General features: G+C 56.0%; 13 protein-coding genes and 5 pseudogenes. 12 read left to right on the top strand and 6 right to left on the bottom strand.

Translation table 11 applies throughout. The features are described 5' to 3' along the window. Window positions 1-34: 34 nt before the first annotated feature. The 3 genes from CQ14_RS02095 to CQ14_RS02085 form a co-directional block, all read right to left on the bottom strand. Entirely contained in the window at window positions 35-820 is a 786-nt protein-coding gene (locus CQ14_RS02095; protein WP_057856283.1) for an FkbM family methyltransferase, read from the bottom strand. A gap of 127 nt (window positions 821-947) precedes the next feature. Beyond that, the gene (locus CQ14_RS02090; protein WP_283807186.1) at window positions 948-2276 is read right to left on the bottom strand and encodes an oligosaccharide flippase family protein; all 1329 of its coding nucleotides are present in this window, start codon (window positions 2274-2276) and stop codon (window positions 948-950) included. A gap of 168 nt (window positions 2277-2444) precedes the next feature. Beyond that, window positions 2445-3860 (bottom strand): O-antigen ligase family protein, encoded by a 1416-nt coding sequence (locus CQ14_RS02085; RefSeq protein ID WP_057856281.1) that lies wholly within the window; start codon window positions 3858-3860, stop codon window positions 2445-2447. 321 nt (window positions 3861-4181) lie between these two features. Between CQ14_RS02085 and CQ14_RS48020 the strand changes: the two are divergent. The 3 genes and pseudogenes from CQ14_RS48020 to CQ14_RS43140 form a co-directional block, all read left to right on the top strand. Next, window positions 4182-5029: pseudogene (locus tag CQ14_RS48020) on the top strand (acyltransferase family protein); the annotation flags it as partial. A 54-nt stretch (window positions 5030-5083) separates the two neighbouring features. Then, window positions 5084-5263: hypothetical protein (locus CQ14_RS45175; RefSeq protein WP_210183141.1), on the top strand; the 180-nt coding region annotated here is incomplete at its 5' end. Between the two features lie 412 nt (window positions 5264-5675). Continuing rightward, window positions 5676-6686, top strand: a complete 1011-nt coding sequence (locus CQ14_RS43140; RefSeq protein ID WP_156434623.1) for a glycosyltransferase — start codon at window positions 5676-5678, stop codon at window positions 6684-6686. A 2864-nt stretch (window positions 6687-9550) separates the two neighbouring features. Here CQ14_RS43140 and gspG read toward each other — a convergent pair. Continuing rightward, a complete protein-coding gene (gspG, locus tag CQ14_RS02055) occupies window positions 9551-9973 on the bottom strand; it encodes a type II secretion system major pseudopilin GspG (protein ID WP_057856275.1) in 423 nt (140 codons plus the stop codon). Between the two features lie 512 nt (window positions 9974-10485). On the opposite strand from gspG, the pseudogene CQ14_RS45535 reads away from it, so the two are divergent. The 7 genes and pseudogenes from CQ14_RS45535 to CQ14_RS02035 form a co-directional block, all read left to right on the top strand. After that, window positions 10486-11152 (top strand): annotated as a pseudogene (locus CQ14_RS45535) (efflux RND transporter permease subunit); the annotation flags it as partial. 1 nt (window position 11153) lies between these two features. Beyond that, window positions 11154-12807: pseudogene (locus CQ14_RS45530) on the top strand (efflux RND transporter permease subunit); the annotation flags it as partial. Between the two features lies 1 nt (window position 12808). Then, window positions 12809-13038: pseudogene (locus tag CQ14_RS45525) on the top strand (efflux RND transporter permease subunit); the annotation flags it as partial. A gap of 1 nt (window position 13039) precedes the next feature. Beyond that, a partial coding sequence (locus CQ14_RS45520; RefSeq protein WP_245320124.1) for an efflux RND transporter permease subunit occupies window positions 13040-13448 on the top strand: 409 nt, incomplete at its 5' end. A gap of 162 nt (window positions 13449-13610) precedes the next feature. Next, the gene (locus CQ14_RS02045; RefSeq protein WP_199805415.1) at window positions 13611-14594 is read left to right on the top strand and encodes a glycosyltransferase family 2 protein; all 984 of its coding nucleotides are present in this window, start codon (window positions 13611-13613) and stop codon (window positions 14592-14594) included. A gap of 27 nt (window positions 14595-14621) precedes the next feature. Further along, window positions 14622-15116 (top strand): hypothetical protein, encoded by a 495-nt coding sequence (locus tag CQ14_RS02040; RefSeq protein ID WP_057856273.1) that lies wholly within the window; start codon window positions 14622-14624, stop codon window positions 15114-15116. A gap of 48 nt (window positions 15117-15164) precedes the next feature. After that, window positions 15165-16697 (top strand): hypothetical protein, encoded by a 1533-nt coding sequence (locus CQ14_RS02035; RefSeq protein WP_057856272.1) that lies wholly within the window; start codon window positions 15165-15167, stop codon window positions 16695-16697. A 530-nt stretch (window positions 16698-17227) separates the two neighbouring features. On the opposite strand, the gene CQ14_RS02025 is transcribed toward CQ14_RS02035, so the two are convergent. Then, the gene (locus CQ14_RS02025) at window positions 17228-17533 is read right to left on the bottom strand and encodes a hypothetical protein (RefSeq protein WP_063800280.1); all 306 of its coding nucleotides are present in this window, start codon (window positions 17531-17533) and stop codon (window positions 17228-17230) included. A 61-nt stretch (window positions 17534-17594) separates the two neighbouring features. Then, a pseudogene (locus CQ14_RS02020) lies at window positions 17595-17837 on the bottom strand (PilZ domain-containing protein); the annotation flags it as partial. 429 nt (window positions 17838-18266) lie between these two features. On the opposite strand from CQ14_RS02020, the gene CQ14_RS02015 reads away from it, so the two are divergent. Continuing rightward, window positions 18267-18962, top strand: a complete 696-nt coding sequence (locus tag CQ14_RS02015) for a hypothetical protein (RefSeq protein WP_156434619.1) — start codon at window positions 18267-18269, stop codon at window positions 18960-18962. A gap of 184 nt (window positions 18963-19146) precedes the next feature. Then, window positions 19147-21141, top strand: coding sequence for an acyltransferase family protein (locus CQ14_RS02010; RefSeq protein ID WP_057856268.1), 1995 nt, complete (start codon window positions 19147-19149; stop codon window positions 21139-21141). The last annotated feature ends 22 nt before the right edge of the window (window positions 21142-21163 follow it).

The raw sequence follows: 21163 nt of genomic DNA, 5'->3' as shown, positions 1-21163 counted from the left end.
CCCTCGGGTAGAATGCAGAGGACCCGAGGGTTTTTCACGCAAAGTGACGTTTGTCCGAAATGAGTGTAGAATTCTCTCGAACGAACAAAATATCAATCTGATTGAGCGCCCCATCAAGAGGCCGGCGGTGAAATTCAAGAATATCATAGGTCACGAACCCAAGAAGTTTGAGAAATGCCACCACCTCATCTAGTAGAGGTGCCCCTTCGTTTATCTCAATGATCGCGACCTCAAGCAGGATCGCATCAATTTTCGGCAAGATCCTCTGGGCCCCTTTCAACACTTCCAGTTCGTACCCCTGCGTATCGATCTTAACCAATACGGGCGACTCCAACTCATCGATTACAGTGTCCATCCGACGCAGTTTGCGATTTTCTACAGTTCGATCAAGCGGACTGCGCTCACTCAGGACAGAGGAACCCGATTCCATTACATTGAACGACACCGGTGCGCCGTCGTTGGCTCCCAACAACTCGCAGAAAAGAGACGCACCGAGCGCATCGGCAACGACGGAAACACGTGCTTGTTTCTGAACATTGGGCTCAAACATCACTATCCGGCTTTGAGGCCATATCTCTCGCGCAAGCCTGCTCCAATCTCCTTCAAATGCTCCGACGTCAACGACCGTTCTTGGCGAAAAGCCGCGCTTAGCCATTGCGCTCAAGCCGAACCTCATGTTCGGCGCGAGGCCGTAATCATAGGCAAATCGATCGAACTCGTCCCTGGCTATATTAAAAGACACATGTAGGAGAGACGTCTTGATCCGATTAGGCAAGACGATCTTCAAGGCTTCGATAAAAGCAGTTTTCAGTTTGTTCATTGGAATTCGTACCGCCGCCACGAATGACGGCCCTCGATTTGAAGTGATATTTGGCGCAGCGACAGCGTGGATAATCGCCCAACAACCAAGGCGCCCCCTGATTGATGCGGCTGCTTACCGTACCTACTCATAGAGAATATCCGATTATCAAAGCGGAAATCTTACCGGCCAGAAGGCCAATCGGTATCCAGACAAGAAAATACAGCTCCTTACGAAGATCGAACAGGTCATGCTTGAGACTATAAAAGATGATGATTGGAAGATACGCAAATTGACTGAATACGATCATGGCCAATGCTCCATCGAGGCCAAAGAAGTAGAATCCCAGGGGAGCAAGCACATACAGTGAAGCGAGCCGAACCAGGATAACGTTTGACTGAATCCTCGGCATTCCCAGAGCCAGAAACGCCTGAACTGCGAGACGAAACGGCATCGTTGCCAGGGTTGCGGCAAGAATTGCGAGCATCCAGCCAGCTTCATGATATCGTGGATCGTACAGCAATCGGATCAAGGACGGCCCAAAGGTCATCAGGAATCCCGCTAAGAAATACGAGACCCAAGCGATAATGGCGACGAGCCTGTAGTAATTCCTCTTCAGGTCCATTCCCTTTGTTCGCACGATCTCGCTCAGGGCCGGAAACGCGACATCGGTCATGATCTTCGAGAGAACCCCGTCGGCCGAGATCACAAACAGAGATGCGATTGCGTAGAGGCCAAGCACAGTCGAGTCCACCAGTCCGCCAAGCAACAAACGGTCACCGCTACTCGCAAGAAAGCCGAGGACCGACGACAACAGGATCCACTTGCCGAAATGGATGACTTCGTGCACGGCACGTCTGTCCCACTGCCAGCGATTTGCAACCCCGGGCAGCCACAGATGGCTTACGACGGTCCTGATGAGTGACGAACAGATCGTGCCTGCCACTAAAGCCCATATCGACCTATCGACCAGAACCCAACCAACCATACAGACCAACCCAACCGCCTGAGAAACAATCTCCATGCCGGTTATGCGCCCGAGCAGGATGCTGCGATTGGCTTCCAGCACCTTCGTGGATTCAAAGCCGGCGATCAGCGTTGAGAACGACAAGACGGCAACAACGTATGGCAAGACAGGAGCCGCGTAGACGCTGTTCGCGGGTATGTGCTCTGACCGGCCAAGGATGACAAGAACCGCGCATAAAACGAGCGCAGCCGCCGACAACAGGGCGCCGCGCAAAATCTGGATAGCCCACGCCGTGTTGAGGAACGAAGTTTCGTGACCGCGCTTACTCTGCACGACATTCTGCTTCAACCCTACGTCGGAAAACATTGCGAGACCGACGATCAAGGTTGAAGCGACGGCCATAACTCCAAACATTTCCGGAGCCAGCAGACGGGTCATCAGTAGACTGCTACCCAAGCGGATGGCGAGCGAAAGCGCGAAGCCCCCCAAGCTCCATATGCCCGCTTTCATTACCCGTTGTTTGAGGGAGATTTGCTCGGATAGAGACATTCTAGCACAGCCGTTCAATTTGCCTGGATGGCATCGTACTTTTCGTAGCGCGAAAAGAGCCGGTTGACGGGTTACCGGCTGAACACGCCTCCTGCCCCCAAGCCGCCGTATCGGATCGCAACAGAGGTCTCACTCCCCCGACCTCAAGGATTGCCCACCAAAGCCTGCAGCGCCAACTGGTTTCCGCGGACTACTCGCGACAGCCTTAAGATATTCAGCACGGCCTAATAGCGCTCCTGCGAGAAGCCAATTCCACGAACTCATCGATGAATTGGGTATCTGTTCTATAAGGTTTAGCGCAACAATCAGTGCCAGAACGGCCAGGGAGACCCTGTCGCGTGCCGACCCTACGAACCTAAAGGCCGACATTGCTCGAAAAACGGGCAGAGCGAGCAAGCCAAATTGTGCTGCGAAGCCTATGATCCCAAATTGCCCCAGCACCTGAATCCAGGCGCCATCTGTAATACTTATGTCCTTGCCAAAATTCTCCTCGTAGACTCTGTTGCGCCCATAACGTCCCCAGCCGAACAGAAAACGCTGTGAAGCGTGAGCTAGGAGTTGCTGTTCCTGATCGAAGCGCACTTGCAGAGATTCTGCGCGCTCCCGATTGAACACCATCGCCGTCTCAAGCAAGGCGCTGGTCGGGAAATAGTTGGTCATCCGAAGAACCGGGTAGAAAATTCCGATTGTGACGATCACAACCGCAATCCGCACTTGCGTCTTTGGCTTAGACCACCGCACAAAAAATCCAATGCAACCAGCATAAATGAGGGCACCCGCTGACTTGCAAAGTATGATCACGACGGCCAAGTACGCGGAAACCCCCGCAGGCGGAAACGATCTGATTATGCCTGTCTTGAGACGCCAGAATGCGACCGCTGCCAAGAACGCTGTCATTATGAAAAATGCTGCCGCCAGGCCGTTCTTCATGAACACGACGGGCCTGAATCCGCCATAACGCATTTCAGAAACAAATCCGGACGGAAAATAGTCATATACCCAACTTGAGAGCACAGGACTCATTCGGATCTCGAAAAGCATGAGAACAGAGTACAGCAACCCCGCAATCAACAGAACGCGCAGGATCGCTTCGGTGTCGGCCGATCGCTGAAGCGCGACGCGCCCGACAAAGAATGGCAGACAAAGCAAGAGCTGACCAAGTAGCGCGGAAATTCCATCATAATATCCGACGCCAGGCAGAATCGTCGGTCCATAGACGAGCGTGTCGCCGTTCAACACAGATGTAAAAACGGGCCCGACGATCCAAGCGACCGCAAGGATTTCAGCGACTCCAAGATGCGGCCTTACTACGCGTTGACGTTGAGCCAACGCAAAGCACGCTACCGCGACACAGAGGTTCGGAATCGTATTCTTATCGAACGCCGGGATCATCTCTAACTTGACCGATACGTTCGACGGGAGCAGTAGTAGCGCGCCCAAGATCGTCCAGAGTGTAGCCTCCGAAAATGGCCGCGTCCGATACAGCGCGAATGATACGGCTGGCCACGCGAAAATAACAACTGTGGCAAACCAGTTCGCCGTCATCGAAATTAACTAACTCCAGAAAAGGGCTCTCGCCGGTCGTAGTCTGTCGGCAAGATACCGAAATGGCATCAAACCAGCCATAGGTTTCGTTTTTTTGGCTTAATTTCGCAAGCTATCGGCAGGGCAACTGCTCACGTGATCGGCCCCAATGTCTTATCGGCCGCCTTGGGCGTGCACTTTAAGAACACAACCCCGAGAAACAAGTCAGCGGCAACACTTCGATTTTGCTGTTCGTTCCAAGGNNNCAATATGGACGATCAAATTAACCGCCATAATGGCTGGGACTAGCCGAAAGGTNGCGGTGTCAGGTAGCCTTTGGACATGAATTTTCAGAGTGCAATTGCCGGGCGAAATCTATTCAAAGAGACTGCAAAGCCGGAATATTTTCCGGCATTCGATTATCTTCGAATCGTCATAGCGATCGGCGTATTTATCTCGCATGCTCGGGAATTCGGCAATCTCGGGAACGCCTGCGTTCAAATCTTTTTTGCGCTCAGTGGCTTTCTCATCGGCGGAATACTTCTCCGTTCAAGCAGGGCTGATCTTGCGCGCTTCTATTACAATCGATCTACACGCATCTGGATCCCGTACGGCATTGCTATTGTGCTGCTGTTTGCAGCGACGGCGCTTAGGCAAAGCCTCGCCGATCCCAAAATTTGGGAGTTCTTTTTCTATGACGTGACGTTCGTCTACAATTGGTTTGGGCCACCGCAATTGGCTACTTCGGTACTGCGGATGCCACTGAATGGAACAGGGAATCATTTTTGGTCGATCTGCGTCGAGGAACAGTTTTACCTTTTGGCGCCGTTTTTGTTGCTGTTCGTATCTCATCAGACTTTGATCCTAGCGCTGGTCGCACTATTTGTGGTGAACTTTTTCTACCCACACGACTTTGCTGCAATTGCGCTGGGAGTCTTGCTGGCGATTAGCCGCAAACGATTCGGTGATTGGTATCTGACCCGCAGGGGCCTTACGGCCGTATTGATTGTGGGCGCCCTATCCACCCTTTTAATGGCCTTAGGCCTTGTTGCATACTCCAAGATATTTCCCGTGATAGCAGTTACCATCATCGGATCCTTGGCATTCGAAGGACAAGCCAATCAGGCAGGAAAGACCCTGGGAGGCATGTCTTTTTCATTCTATTTGAATCACTGGATCGGCCTGTTCGTNCGCCCATGGACTACTTAAATCAGCCGGTGCGCTTGTTGCTTGGCCTGTGGGTNCTCGGCGTTGCAATAGTGATGAGTTGGCTCCACTATCGCTATGTCGATCTAGCCATCGCCCGCAATAGAGCCTCCTATTTCAACGACAAGCGGGGGGAGTTGGCGTTAGCCGTTGGCCTTTCCCTGGTGACGGTGGGGTTAATTGTTGGTTTGACCTTCATTCATTGGCCATTGCCCTAGATTGCAACTGAGGACGGAGACACCAAGATTGGGCGGCAACGCCGAAGCGCCGCAACACTTCGTTGGAGACTTCCGCAGCGATTCTGAAACGCACTTCTCAACGCGCTGGCTATCACTTTAATCGATCAAACATGGGGGCTCGCCTTTTGCGCCGGCAGCGGCGCGCGTTGATATCAGTTCAATGACGTTCGTCATTTTGGGGGCTGACCTCGCAATGCGCCTCGAGCCAAAGAAAGTACGAAAGCTACGGCTGGATGATCAAATTGCACAACACTGCCTGGGATCGCATCACTGGTAGTGAATATTCTTCATTTTAGGTTCAGCGCTGGCACCCTACTCGCCAAGAGGCATCCAGCGATGACGCCGACCGGTGAAAAGAAGGTCCTAGCGAGATTGGTTACCCGGTGTATTATTGAGCTTTTTTGAGGGGACGGTTGTGCGAAATTTTCACATCGCGATGAGCGGCGCGAACGATTTTGTCGAGATCGAAAAGCGGGCAGCAAGAATGGAGAGGCCAAGGCATTCGGTACCTATACTGGCACGGCGGCTTGGAGCGAAACTGTACCAAACGAATCTGGATGCCTCCCCATACTCGTCGAGCGATAAATTGCGATCGCGGCTGCTTGGAAGCCCGCAGGGATGGTCGTTAGCGCGGGCGATGGCTCCGCAGTTGGGCCCGAATGACGTCATATTCTGTCTGGACACAGAGGTCGGCGTGCCTATAGCAGCGATGCTCCGAGGCAAGCCTGATCGGCCAAAGCTGGTTGTCTATCTGCATAATCTGGATCGCCCCCGCGGCTGGCTCGGCACGAAGCTTTTCGGCATCGCCGACAGCGTTGACCTTTTCACGTCCTGTTGCTCGAGCCAGCTCGAGTTTGTTCGGGATCGATTCAATGTCGGAGAGGATCGAACGCTGCTCCTGCTTCAACACGTAGATAACAAGTTCTACACACGTGGGCAGCCAACTGCGAGCAAACGGCGTCCCCTGATTGCCTCGGTCGGCCTCGAACGCCGCGATTACGTCACGCTGGCAGCCGCCGTCAAAGACCTCGACGCCGACGTTCGCGTCGATGCATGGTCTCCAAACGCGCGTAAGATGGCCAAGACATTTCCGTCGGTACTCCCGCCCAACATGGAGTATTGCACTGGCACACCTGCAGAACTTGTGCAGCTATACCGCAACGCTGACGTAGTTGTAGTATCGACGTTCCCCAACAAATACGCTGGTCTAACGACTCTAGTAGAGGCACTGGCATGCGCGCGCCCTGTTGTTGCTTCGCGAACCGTCGGCCTTGCAGATTACCCTGCTTCCCAACGAGATTACGACGGTGAAGCCGTGCGACGCCAAGGCCATGCGGGCCGCAATTATCTGGTTGCTCGAAAATCCGGAAAGCGCGATGGTTCAGGCTCGGCGGGGCTATGAATCTGTAGCGCGACGTTACGATTTCGACCACTATATCGAGATGGTCGCCAAGCGTCTTGAAGCTTTCTAGCCACATCCCACGACTCAGGATATCGACCAAACCCGACGCACGCTACGGTGGCGAAAGTAATTCGCGTCAGTCGATCGCCGTTCGGTCCGACCCGAATCACCCCGTATCGCCAAAGTTCGTCGCAAGCTCATCTTGTTAGCGAGGCCAGAATCTCTAGGAAAGTCTCCTTGTCATACCAGTTCGAAGAACCAAGACTGGTTTTGGAACGTCTTTAACCTGACAAACACGACGTGGGAACGAGACGGACGGCATCGGCAATTTAATTTGCAGCGCCTGAGAATAGCGCGCGTGGCATCTTGTCGAATTGCCGACTGAAGATCGCACCATATTCCAGAATCAACACGCGCCTGAGATTACTGGCGTAGGCTTGTTGAATGATTTCGAGACGGCGCAGGAAATTTCCATAGACCGCTCGCCACGAAAAGTCGTTCCCATCACTCGGTTTAGCCGCGACGAGAATTGATAAGGAATGCCGCGTCGCGCCTACCCGAGCCATTCCTCAGGTTAGCTCAATCTATCAGTTCGTTCCGGCAAATGGGTCTATCCAAATGCAGCCAGACAAGGCGCCCGTAGGCGCTTTTGCCGGCATGATAACGGTGTCCGCGACTAAACGCGGTTGAACGCGGCAATGGCATTCCACTGCGGCGGATTGGGCGACTGGTAGATGTCCTCAAGCACAGACCATGCTCCATTAGAAGGCGCTCGTCCTGACAGCTGGAAGCAGGAAGGAAATTCCGCAGTAAACTTGCTATCTGACACCCCAATGAAATTGTTATAATTGGTCGTGGTGAACCCATTCAGAGATATAGAATTCTTGGAAGCAGCACGAAGAATGTCTACGGCGGTCTTTCCGCCGCCAGTGTAGTCGGGGGAGTACCCTCCTTCATACCCGCACATCTTGGTGATACCAAAACCCAGCGCCCAAGCTTTCCAGTTGGTGTACCAGGTGGCCGCCTTAGGAAGCGTAAAGTAGCCCGTGCCGCTATTCACAGTGTTCGCATAAGCGGTTGCGATATCNTACCTGCAAACTCGAATTTCCGGCGGCCGCCGCGTATGCGGCTGCATATACANCTCTCGTCCGCCGTGTTATAGGCAGAAGGTGTAATATACTGGGCGATGCAGACGTGAGTAACCCAGTTGGATGCGGCGCTCTTGGTATACGGAGTTTGTGGGGAAACCGACTGCGCAAGATATTTGGTAGACGCAAGCCTGGCGTTGCTCGACGCAGTACCTGAGGGGGTCGCGCCCGTAGCCGTCTGCACCCCACATAGTACCTGATATCTGGCTCGATTTCCGGCGTAAGCAATGCTTACGATTTGACCAAGCACAGACATGACCTTGCCGTACCAGTTGTGCACGTCGGCACCCCAACCATACGCTGCAGCCTTAGCAAGACCATACTTTGTCGAATAGAAACCGCTGGCGTTATTCCACGTCTCGTTCGGTCCCTCAAAGCGCGGAATCATCCAGGAAGGACCATAGTCCCGGCACAGTGCTGCGAGGCTCGGCATATAGTCGGTCGCGGGATCAATCGCCAACGCTGGGGTCACAAAGTACGGATGTGCGCCGACCTCAGCACAGAGACGCACCATCAGTTCTGGTGGGCAACCGTTGTCGATGCCACAACTCCCACGGGCGGTGTCAGCGCCTTGTTTGATCCACGCATTCAAAGCAGCATCATAGACCAGTGTCGCGAAGCTCTGCCAAGTTCCCCCGATCGGATAAGAACTCGAGTTGAGAGGCTGCGAGTATTCGCTTAGAATATTGATAGGTCCTGTTTCACTCACGTTCAGCGTGCACGGGCCGGCATAGCTTGCGTTGAACTTGACGGTGACAGTTGCTTTGTCGACCAGCTTGAAGTTGGGGAGCGTCGCCACATAAGCCCCGCCGGAATTTGTCGTCAGTCCAGCATAGAGGCTGGGACGGAATTCGTGCGCGGCATAGAACACATACGATACGGGCTTCCGTGTCGCCCAAGTGGTCACGTTGGTGGTGTTTCCGGCCTGCCAATTGAGAAAGCGAATGACNGCCAAAATTGGCTTCAAGCAATCTCTGCTTGAATTTCGTCCCGAAAACCTGANCCCGCCTTTAGTGCAGCCTCGTCGTCGACGTGAAAAACTTGCAGGTTGGTGATGTAAGGATTTCCGATCGCGGCGATACCGACGCTGAATTGGGATGCGGTCGTCGAGAAAACGTATCGTCCGCTGCCACCGGTGCTGGTCTTGCTCCCGCTAACGGCAACATTGCTCATACCGCAGAAAATCGTGCCGTTACCATCCCAGGTAATCACATAGTTCCCTGGCCGCGAAGCCTGGGAAGGAACGTCGAAGACGGTATACACACCACCATTCACGATCTTGATGGGATACCCGTCGGAGTCGAGCGTGTCGGGCGCGGGCCAGCCGCTGTTGTCCCTGAGAGTCCAGTTCTGCGCAGTTTTCATGCAATTCAGAAACGGATAGGCCGCACCGAAAGACAGAAAGTTGAAATTGACCTGGGACCGTCCCCCATTGAATTTCGCCGCGAAGCTGGCGCTTGTGAGCGCGGATCCTCGCGTAGGCCCAACGAGTGGTGCCGCAAGCGTGGCCGCTTCCGTACCAATAGGCAACAGGGAGGAAATGGCGACGATGCTAGTGCCTTGCAGGAATGTTCTACGGTCCATTCTCGACGTCATAGTCAGGTCCAATCATCAGTTAGGATAAAATTCGAGACGATTGACTGCGCGACCGAGTGATTTTACCGCAGGCCGCGTCATTCACGCTAGTCTGTAACTTCAGAGGACTATTTAATTTCATTAACCTCCCCGGAACCCCGGGGCTGCTCCCGCGCTCGCCGACTTTGCCTTGCCGGTTGGCCCCAGCGAATAGACCTCATACTGGCCGTCAGAGATAGCGTACTGATAGGGCCGCCCCCACGGATCAAGCAGGTTCTTCGCCTTCTTGAGATACGGGCCGTTCCAGCGCGGCGCCTCCGGCGGGGCTTCGACCAAGGCTTTCAGGCCGGCGCTGGCACTGGGATAGGTGCCGTTTTCCATATAATATAGCTCGAGCGCTGTCCCGATATTCTCGATCTGCAGCTGCACCGATTGGGTCTTGGCTTTACCGAAATAACCCATCAGTTGCGGCGTCGCGATCGCTGTCAGAACCGCCAGAATACCCATCACGACCAGCAATTCGAGCAGGGTATAACCTGCATTTTTACGGGCGCGGGACCGCAATGCTCCACCCCGGAACGGCTTTCCGACACGGGGTCGTCCCCTGTCCAGTATCTTTGCCAACATCCTGATCGCCCCTGAATTCATCTTCGTGAATTTCCAGGATCGATACTGTTGGCCACCGGTGTTCAAAGGGTTTACGAATGGAACCCACTGGGAAAACGGTCAACGTCAAGTAACGGACATCAGGAAAGCTAATTATATTTGCGGAAGGGCTTATTCAGGGCCGCCGCCATCTGGTAAATACCTTATTAAACGGACACCGGCCGGGTAATAATTAAATTCAGCCCTCAGGCAGGTTCGACAGACTGGAGCACCACATGCGGCGCCCGGCTCCGCCGGCGCCATGGACGACATAGAGTATGGCCTCGATTTCCGAGCCCTTCATCCGCCGGCCGGTTGGGACCACGCTGCTGGCGATCGGGGTCTTCCTGGTCGGCATGGTCGCCTATGTCTTCCTGNCCGGTCTCGGCGATACCCAACGTCGATTTTCCGATGATCCGGGTGTTTGCCANCCCGCCCCGGCGCCGATCCCGCGGTAATGGCGGCGACCGTTGCCGCGCCGCTGGAGCGACGGCTCGGCCAGATCGCGGGGATCGAGCAGATCACTTCGACGAGTTCGCTCGGCTCTACCAGCATCCAGTTGCAATTTGCGATCGGCCGCAACATCGACCGCGCCGCGCGCGACGTGCAGGCGGCGATCAATGCGTCGCTGGTGGATCTGCCGGCCGACCTGCCATCGCTGCCGCGCTTCAAGAAAGCGAATCCGTCGGCGACGCCGATGTTCGTGCTGGCGCTGACATCGAAGACGCTCCCGGCGAGCGCGATGTACGACGTCGCCGACACCGTGATCGCACAGCGCATTTCGCAGGTGCCCGGCGTCGGCGAGGTCACCGTCTCCGGCGCCGACCAGCCGGCAGTGCGGATCGCGCTCAACCCGGTGGCGCTGTCCAACGCCGATATCGCAACCGATGACGTGCGGCTCGCCATCATCAACGCCAATCCGCTCGGCCCCGTCGGCATTTTCGACGGCGGCCGCCAGAGCGAGACGATTTCCACCAACCGGCAGATGCGCGCCGCAGCCGAATTCCGCGACATCATCATCAAGAGCTCGGCCGGCAATTTTGTCCGCCTCTCCGATGTCGCCGAGATCGAGGACTCCGTCCGCAACCACCGCTCAAGNCTGGTTCAACAAGCAGCCGGCGGTGCTGATCCAGATCACCAAGCAGGGCGACGCCAACGTCATCGACACCGTCGACCGCGTAAAGGCCTTGCTGCCGGAGTTGAAGCGATGGCTGCCTGCCGGCCTCGAGATATCGACGCTGGTCGACCGCACCGGTACCATCCGCGCCAGCGTGCTCGACATGCAGTTCACACTGCTGGCGGCTGTCATCCTGGTGATGATGGTGGTGTTCGCCTTTCTGCGGCGGCTGACGCCGACCGTTGCGGCCGGCGTCTCGGTGCCGCTGGCGCTGGCCGGCACCTGCACCGGGATGTGGCTCGCCGGCTTCTCGATCGACAATTTGTCGCTGATGGCGCTCGCCATCTCGGTCGGTTTCGTGGTCGACGATGCCATCGTCATGATCGAGAACATGTATAGCAATCTCGAACGCGGTATGGCGCCCTACCCGGCTGCATTGGAGGGTGCCAGGCAGATCGGCTTTACCGTGCTCGCGATCAGCCTGTCCCTGGTCGCGGCCTTTACGCCACTGATCTTCATGGATGGGATCGCGGGCCGGTTGCTCCGCGAGTTCTCATTGACGTTGACCTTTGCTGTTCTGGTCTCGACCGTGGTCTCGCTGACGATCACTCCGATGATCTGCGCGCACTACATTAAGGAAGCCACGTCGGATCGCGCGACCTGGTTCGACCGCCTGGTCGAGGGCGCGTTGTCGCGCACCGTCGCCCTCTACGCCTGGACCCTGCGGGCTGTGCTGGCTTTCCCGTTTCTTACCCTGCTGGTGTTCTTTGCGACCATCGCACTGACAGTGGTGCTCTATATCAAGATCCCGAAGGGTTACTTCCCGCTCGACGACAGCGGCCTCATCGTCGGTGCTTCGCAGGCTTCATCGGACACCTCGTTCCAGTCGATGACCCGATTTCAGCAACAGCTCGAGGATGCCCTTGAATCGGACAACGCCGTCGCCGGCGTTGGTTCGATCCTCGGCAGCATGACCGCAAACCGGGGACTTTTCTTCATCAGCCTCAAGCCGCCGCAGGAGAGACCCGGACAAAGTACGCAGATCGTGATCGATCGCTTGCGCAAGAAGCTGGAAACGATGCCCGGTGTACGGCTCTACATGTTTCCTGCTCAGGATATTCGGGCAGGCGGACGTCAAAGCAGCTCCTCCGACTACCAGTACACGGTCTCGAGCGTCGACATCGACCTTTTGAAGAAATGGGCGCCAATCGTGGCCAAGCGCATGGAAACCGTCGAGGGCATTACCGACATTTCCACCGATCGCGATGCCGCCGGGCTGCAGCTCACGCTGATGATCGACCGCAATGCGGCCGCCACGCTCGGGGTCCGCGTCAAGGACATCGACGACGCCTTGAACAATGCGTTCGCGCAACGGCAGATTTCGATCGTCTACACCCAGCGCAACCAGTACATGGTGGTGCTGGAGATCGATCCGAAATTCCAGAGCGACCCTGCCAATCTCGATCGCATCTTCGTGGCCGGCGCCAACGACGCCCAGGTGCCGTTGTCTGCCGTCGTCCGCTATGACCGCGGCCTGGCGTCGCTGGCGATCAACCATACCCAGTCGATCCCATCGACAACGGTATCCTTCAATATCGTCTCGAACGTGCCGATCGAGGCCGCGATCTCGAACATTNCAGCGCGCGGTCGAGGAACTGCACATGCCGGAAGGCATCCGCGGCAGTTTTGACGGCAACGCCGGCGATTTCAACAAGACCAGCGGGCGGCAGCCGCTATTGATCCTCGGCGCGCTGGTCGCGATGTATATCGTGCTCGGCGTGCTCTATGAGAGCCTGGCGCATCCGATCACGATCATCTCGACGCTGCCGTCGGCGGGGTTAGGGGCGCTGCTGGCACTGCAGGTGACNCAACACGCCGCTCACCGTGATCGCCTTCGTCGGCATCATTCTCTTGATCGGCATCGTCAAGAAGAACGGTATCATGATGGTCGACTTCGCGCTCGACGCCGAGCGCAACCGCGGCCTGTCCTCGGCGGAGGCGATCTTCGAGGCGTGCCGCGCCCGCTTCCGCCCGATCCTGATGACGACGATGGCGGCGCTGTTTGCCGGCATTCCGCTGGTGATCGCCACCGGTCCTGGAACCGAGCTGCGCCGGCCTCTCGGCATCACCATCATCGGCGGCTTGCTCGTCTCCCAGATTCTGACGCTGTACACGACGCCGGTGATCTATCTGCTGATCGACCGGCTGCGCCAAAAACTGCGATCCCGCGACACGCTTTCGCCGATGTCACCGTCGTCTCCGTCGGCATTGCGATAGGCCTGCACCACGATGCAAGCAGGTCGGTGCGCGCAGCGGGCACAAATGGCCGCTTTTAACGTTTATCCCAATGCATTAAATAAGAGCCCGAAAGACGTCTTTTCTTTTCCGGTCCGCAAGATTAATGATCGCCGATTGTTTGTAACAACTGGTCTCGCACCCGTGAAATTGCTCGTTGTCATTGTTAACTATCGCGTCACCCAGCTTGCGATCGATTGCCTGCACTCGGTCGCAAAGGAAATCAACAGCGTTCCCGGCATCCATGTCGCGATCTGCGAGAACGGATCGGGAGATGGTTCCGCCGGACTCCTCCAGCGCACGATCCAGGACAATGGCTGGTCATCCTGGTGCACGCTCAAGGCGCTCGACGTGAACCTCGGCTTTACCGGCGGCAATAATGCGGTCCTGCGACCGGCGCTGGAATCCGCCGACAAGCCGCAATATTTCCTGCTGCTCAATTCCGATACGATCGTGCGGCCAAACGCCTTCAAGGCGCTTATCGACTTCATGGACAAGAATCCGCAAGTCGGCATCGCCGGCAGCCGGCTCGAGGATCCCGACGGCACGCCGCAACGGTCTGCGTTCCGCTTTCAGTCACCGCTGGGAGAACTTGAAGGCAGTTTGAAAATTGGACCGGTAAGCAGGCTGCTAGACCGCTGGATCGTAGCTCCTCCTGTGGTCGATTGCGCGTTCGAAACTGATTGGGTTGCCGGCGCCAGCATGATCATCCGGCGTGAGACGATGGAAGCGACGGGATTGCTCGACGAAGGCTTCTTCACCTATTTCGACGATATCGACTATTGCTTCAATGCCAGGAAGCAGGGATGGCCGACCTGGTACGTTCCGGCAAGCCGCGTGGTCCACCTTGTCGGTCAATCCACCGGCGTGAACAGCAAACCGAAGCGTTTGCCACCATATCTCCTGGAAGCGCGCAGACGCCACTTCCTGAAGAACTACGGCGCATTCTACGCGGCCATGGTCGACATTTGCAGGATTGCGGGCCTGTCACTCTGGCGGCTGCGGGTCATTCTCACGGGAAAGGAAGATACCACGCCTCCGTGGCACCTTTCCGATTCAATCCGGCACAGCGTGTTTTTCAAAGGCTTCAAGGTGATCGACGTCAAGAATCCAGCCTTGACCTCGTGATTTTCAAACCCGATCCTGGATTTCGTTATGTCCGTCGACGAAGGGATTGATCGAAGCCTTGTGGAGTTTGCCCAAAAGATCGCAGCCATACCGAAGACTATTGCGAACGATGCGCCCACCGAACAGCTACCGCCCGACGCCTCCGATATGGCCTCGTCCGCTGCAGCTGAAATCCGCAAACGGAGCCTGCCGCCCCCGCTTCCCGCCAGCAAGCAACCCGAGCCGGACATCCAGCCCGCCCCGACCGTCAGCACCGATGGTAAACAGATTCGTCATGCGGATGAAATCGCCGGTCTCATCATGAAGTCGCTGAGCACCATCGATGGTTGCCCTGCTCGCGGATTTGCCGTTACGGTCTATGGGTCAAACCCATGGAATGCCATGCTGACGATTCGGCCGGAGGCTGGCCCCCGTATCGATCGCGAGCTCTGGCGTTCCCGGGTGCAAGAGATCGGCGTACGGCTCAGAAACGACTTCGACGTGGCTTATGCGTTCACCGTCTCGACCAGTGGCTCGTCGTAACCATTCCACAGGGTTGCGCCAGCGGAGAACACGTCGAGTATCCCAGATATGGCAATCAATTCGGCCAACAACGTCTTGCCTCCCGGGTTTGGTCCGTCAGCTCAGCCGTTCCGCCTCCTCGGAATCGATCCCGGCGCAACGGCATCGGAAATCCAGTCCGCCTTCGGCCGGGCACGCGAGACGCATATCGCGCCAGGGAAGATTCTGGCGGAGGCGTCTGCAGCTATTCTGGACCCGGCCCAACGGCTGGCGAGCGAGCTCTGCTATCCGCTCGGCAGCACGCCCGATCGCGTCGATCTCTTTTACGCTGAAGGGCGCGTCGATGCTTCCGATGACGACATCCTGCAAACATCGGCCCAGTTTGCTCCACTCTCAATGGCCAACTTCATTGCACGTCACGCGGCCCGGCGTGGCGCCTCCGGCGAACTGCTCCTTGGCCTGATCGACGCGCACAATTCCATCGATGTGATGGAGATCTATCAGACCCTGCAAGCGCTCCGGAATCGGGCCGGTTGGCCTCCGCCCTCCCTGGCGAGCGTGAGGGATGGGCTTGACGATCTCCTGGACGCGCATTGCGTGGCCGTTATCGAGGCCTACGATCCGATTGAAGCAGCCGCAGAACCACTGCTGGAAGCCACACACCAGATCCTCGCAACCCGCGAACCGCGGCTTATCCAAACGCATTCGCCGCTATTGGAAGCCTATCGGCAAGCGACTGCGAAAGTGCGCATCAACGCCGATCAGCGGGTCGACAGCGCTTGCCAGGCGCTGGAACAACAACCGGGCGACGCGTTGTCGGTTGAGAGATTGGCAGAAGCGCTGCACGTCTGGACCTCGCTATGCGAGCCGCTGTTGTTGCTCGACGCACGCCAGGGGTTCAGCGACGGCGAAACGAATGTCACTCCCGATCGCGTCTTCGACTTGCTCGGCGAGCTCAGCAGCCAACGACATTACAGTGCAGCACAGCAGGTTCTGGAACACGCCCTCGTCGCTTTCGGGTCAATTCCGGATGCGGCTGCACGCCTCACCGAAGTCGGGGACATACTGCGCGAAATGCTGCAGGCCGGTTCGACCGCTATCGTGCAGAACCCGGGCCATTCGGTGCCGGTCCGGAGCCGCGGCTTCCCCCATGTCAGAAAGGCCGCGCTCGCAGCCGCGGCGCTGCTGGTCATGCTTGGACTTCTGGTTGCGTATTGGACTTTCGACGGAGAAGCGGCATTCTCCGTCGCCTCAGCACCCAGTCCGTCCGAGGCGAAGGCGGAGCCGGAATTGCTTCCTCCCGTCGGCAAGGGACAGCGCTTCGCGCGGGAATATGTTCGTTACTGCCGGTTCCAGGAAGAACGGCTGCGTGTCGTGAAGCAACAGGTTCGAGGCCCCGAAGACATCCGTGCCTATAACGCGCTCGCAAACGACTACAATTCACGCTGCTCCGATTTCTTCTATCAGGACGAGGATCTGAGAGCGGTGAAGGAGGAAGTCATCGCGAAACAAAAAGTCCTCGAAGCCGACGCCGAGCGTATACTTTCGACCTGGCCCTGGCGTTCGAGCGTCGGCAAAGTGCCGGCGGCGTCGCCCAGATAATCGGGCTTGGAACGTGCCGCAGATTATGGGGCACTGTTCAGGTTAAAGTTCGTCCATTCTGCGCGCCCGTCAGAGCAAAGTTCCCGATTTAACTTTTTCCGCGGCTATCAAGCTTAACGCGCGAGTTGCATTGCGAATGGCCTGCGAAAAACTATGGTTGTTTTCGAGTTACCGTATTCGGCCGAATTGATTGCATCACCTTGCGGGGTATTACGTGAAGCGCCAGCCTTTGAGCAGACCCAAGAACGTCCGGGCATTACCGGCCACGAAGTCGCTGAGAGACCGCTACGCTGAAGTGCTGAGGTTGCGTCGAGCCATTTGCCAGACCCAGGCCGCGCTGCAGGCGCCGGCCACCGTCAATCGGCTCGCCGCGAAGTAACATGCGTTCGACCGCTACCAGGTGCGCCTACCTGTTTGCCATCGCCACAGCCATGATCGCCTGGTCGTGGCTGCTTCTGCATAGCCTCGCCTGGGCGTTTGATTTCTAGGCTGGTCTACGGACGGACGTCGCGCCGCCTCGAGGCCTGCGCTCAGTCGCAGACTCTGACCGCCCGCTGCCGCCAGCCCCTGCTGGTCCAGACACGGCGCAGCACATAGCAGGCAGCCTCGCTGCGATAAGCCCATGGACCGTACTCGGCATATTCGCCATAGCCGAACGGATAGTCGTAGCCATCGTCAAATGGATGACCATAGAGGCGCGCGTAGCCGTAGGCCCCTGGATAGCCAATCCCGCGGAATCCCGGCGTGACGATATACGTGCCACCGGCTGCCGCGACTTCGGGGACGATCGTGAGCGCGAGGCAAAGCGCAAACAAGGCTGAACTTGCTTTACGCATATTCCGGCGTCCTTGCACTACCCTGCGGAGTAGAATGGTCTGATGGAGCCTTGGCCAAATGATCGATAAACTGGGCGCCGAACTCGCATCCGATGCGCCAGGCCAACCGGCACAGGCGGGGACGACCTGTCGAAAGAATCAGCGTGAACTCTTCGGGCACATCGAGATTTTCAGCGATAACCCGCACGCCGCCGTCAGAGATGTCCGTGATCGTGCAATCGCGCGGCAGCGAGCCGACCCCCAACTGAATCTTTGCCGCCCCATGACAGGCGCGACGTTCGCTTTTTCGCCGATCCGCAAACACTCGATCCCATCCATATTCGTTGATTTTGTCTTTCGGCAACCTTATCGAAAATCCATTGGACTTCGCCTAAGCGATCGCCCCGCAGTCGATGGTTTTCCTTATTGGAGCGTTTACCGCTACCGCTAGCCAAGCCAACAAGGCTCGGGCGCCCCCTCTGACTTGTCCGGCCAAAGGTAAGGTTAAAGATTCAATTGCCACGAAAGCAGCCCTGAACCGGATACAAGGGCCCAAATAAGGCGAGCACCGCATTGCGGCGATATTTATCGCGATCGTGCAGATAACCCTACAATCAGAATATCAAACTCGCCAAAAACACAAGACAGATTTACCTATGGATTTGTTTTCAGAAGCGCCTAAAAATGCAGATCTCGCGAAGTTAACCTGCGCAGGAAAGCGTCACACTTTGCATCATCACTTTGCGGTGGGGTTATGAGTTTTCAACGCGTTATTGGCCTTGCGGATTACTATTCTCGCAGCAAAGGCAAGTTTTATCCTTGGGGTTTTGCGATGAACGGCATGACCTCCAGATTGGAAGCCACCCGCCAGATCATTCACGCGCTCGCCATCGAAAGAATTGTCGAGACTGGAACATTTCGCGGCACCACGGCCGAATGGTTTGCTCAATTTGGCTTTCCACTGGAAACCGTAGAACTTACGGAACGCTATTGGGCTTTTTCGCGGGCACGGTTGGCCAAATTCGCGAATGCGAAAATTTACCTGCAGTCCTCAGTCCCGTTTTTGAAGGAACGGATTGCCCGCGACTCAGTGGCGAAGGACGCACGACAATTTTTCTATCTGGATTCTCATTGGGAAAATCACCTCCCCCTGCGGGAAGAACTCGAATTGATTTTCAATCACTATACTAACGCCGTCGTCCTGATCGACGATTTCAAGGTGGAGGACGATGCGGGTTATGGCTTTGATCATTACGCGCCGGACAAGGAACTATCCCTCGCCTATGTTGAAAAGTCCGACCTTCCGGAATTGTCGTCCTTCTACCCCACCACCAGATCAAGGGAAGAAACGGGCGCAAAAAGGGGCTGGGTAGTACTTACCTCAAATCACCAAATGGCGGAACAATTGAGGACAATATCCTTGCTACGAGAATGTCGGGTAGCGAAATAAGATCGGGCAATTTGCCAAGCATGCATCGTTCAAAACAATTATCGAGGCTGATCTGAATGCCAGCACGGACCCAGACTGACCCATTGGGCCTTCCACTTCTGTTGATGAGCGCGCCATAGGTGAGCCATTCGATCTTCAAAGGTCTGCTCGAACAATCTCACTTTTCAAAGCCCAGCATCCATCAATGAAGATATTTTCTCATTCGCTCATATTCGACAGCAAGGGCACGACCGCCGATCGCGCATCTGACGATCGATACTTTCCGGCCATCGACGGATTGAGGGCAATCGCTGTCTTGATGGTTTTGGTGTTCCATTTTGACCTGCTGGAATTAAGCCAAGGTGGATTCACGGGTGTCGACGTCTTTTTCGTAATTTCGGGATTCTTGATCACCTCGATAATCAGCCGGCAAATCAATGCCGACTCATTCAGTCTTGGCAGTTTTTACCTGAATCGCATCCGCCGCCTCGCCCCCGCCCTTCTTGCCACACTCCTCATTGTTTTTCTGGCGGGGCTTGTCTGCCTGTATCCGTCCAATTTGATTGAACTATCGAAGCAGGCAATCGTCGCGCAAACTTACGTTGCTAATATCTACTACTGGAGGACTGTAAACTATTTCGGGCTCGATAGCAGTTCAGCCTTCTTGCTCCACACATGGTCGCTCGCCGTTGAAGAGCAATTCTATCTAATCTATCCGCTCTTTCTAATTTTGATCTACCGATACGCGAGGCGCCATATCTGGCAGATAATACTCGCCATTTTCTTTCTCTCATTTTTCCTGAACGTATTGTTTGTTCAACTCAAGCCGGAGGCCACTTTCTATCTCCTGCCGACACGCGCTTGGGAATTACTGCTGGGAGCATTGATCGTGGGGCTGCGCGCCCGGTTCACCCTTCGACCACTGGCCAGTCAAATTGCAGGGGTCATCGGTATCGGTCTGATCGCTTGGAGCCTGCTAGGCTATCAAAAAGCCTTCTACTTTCCCGGCTATTTTGCTCTGCTGCCAACAATCGGCGCGGCACTCGTGATTCTGGCATCGACCGGTCAAACAACGTATTTCTCAAGCTGCATGAGCAATGCGGCGGCCGCCTATATCGGCAAAATTTCGTACCCACTGTACCTGGTGCACTGGCCGGTCCATATCTTCGCCGCGCGGCTCATGGCGGAAAGCTACAACAAACCGGCCAAATGGTTCGCTTTCGCACTATCGCTGGCGATCGCGTCCGCGATATTCCACATGGTCGAGGAGCCGGTCCGGACAAGCCGCATTTTACGGTCCGCTCGGTCTTTGGGCACTGGCTATCTTGCCGCGCTTGCTGCAACGGCCATCATCTGTTTCTGGATCTACGCAGGGAACGGCCTCCCGCAACGTTATGCTCCCGAGGCAATCAAATTGGCCGGCTTTGCCGCCGACAAAACTGGCGAGCTTCCATGCCAATTCAAGTCGGGCAAAATCGACCTTGCTAGTTTTTGCAAGATTGGAGCGGCCGATACGAAGCCAACCTGGCTGATTTACGGGGACTCGCATGCATGGGCCGCATATGGGGCGTTCGACAAGTGGCTAAATACGAGAGGGGAATCCGCCTTCTTTATCTTTCGACACTCCTGTCCGCCGTTGCAGGGAATTCACCTCGTGCATAATCGGGGCTGCTTTGAATTCAATAATGAAGTGCTTGAGTTTCTCAACAGGTCGCCCGAGATCAAGAATACGTTGCTGGTATCGACGTGGCTGCAGGCGCGAGAAGGATTTCTCACGACCTCGGAAACTGTAAGCTTACCCAAGGAAGAAGCGATCGCGCTATTCAAGCGCCAATTTCCGGCAACGGTCGCCCACCTAAGAAGAATGGGGCTACGAGTCGTGATATGGGAGCCTCTACCGGGAGCAAAGCAAAGCGTTCCTGAGGCGCTAGCCAAGGCTTACCCCAACAAGCCGCTCACCGAATCGTTAGAGTTCACGAGTCAACAATACCGGTCAAAGTTCGATTATTTCTTTGACGTCCTGGAGCAAAGCGAGCCGTCGATAGAGGCCACCGTCTCACCTTCGCGAGCTCTTTGCCGAACAGGCTCCTGTTCGGCAACGATCGAAGGGCGACCGGCCTACTTCGACAATAGCCACTTAGCCGCGTCAACCTCAGAGTTTTGGTCTCAGCTTTTAACTATTTCGGTTTCCCCGCAATAGCGCTTCACGTTCGGAGTTTCCC

This window comes from Bradyrhizobium lablabi, from assembly GCF_001440475.1.
Lineage (GTDB): Bacteria > Pseudomonadota > Alphaproteobacteria > Rhizobiales > Xanthobacteraceae > Bradyrhizobium > Bradyrhizobium lablabi.
This window is presented reverse-complemented; position numbering and strand designations above follow the sequence as displayed.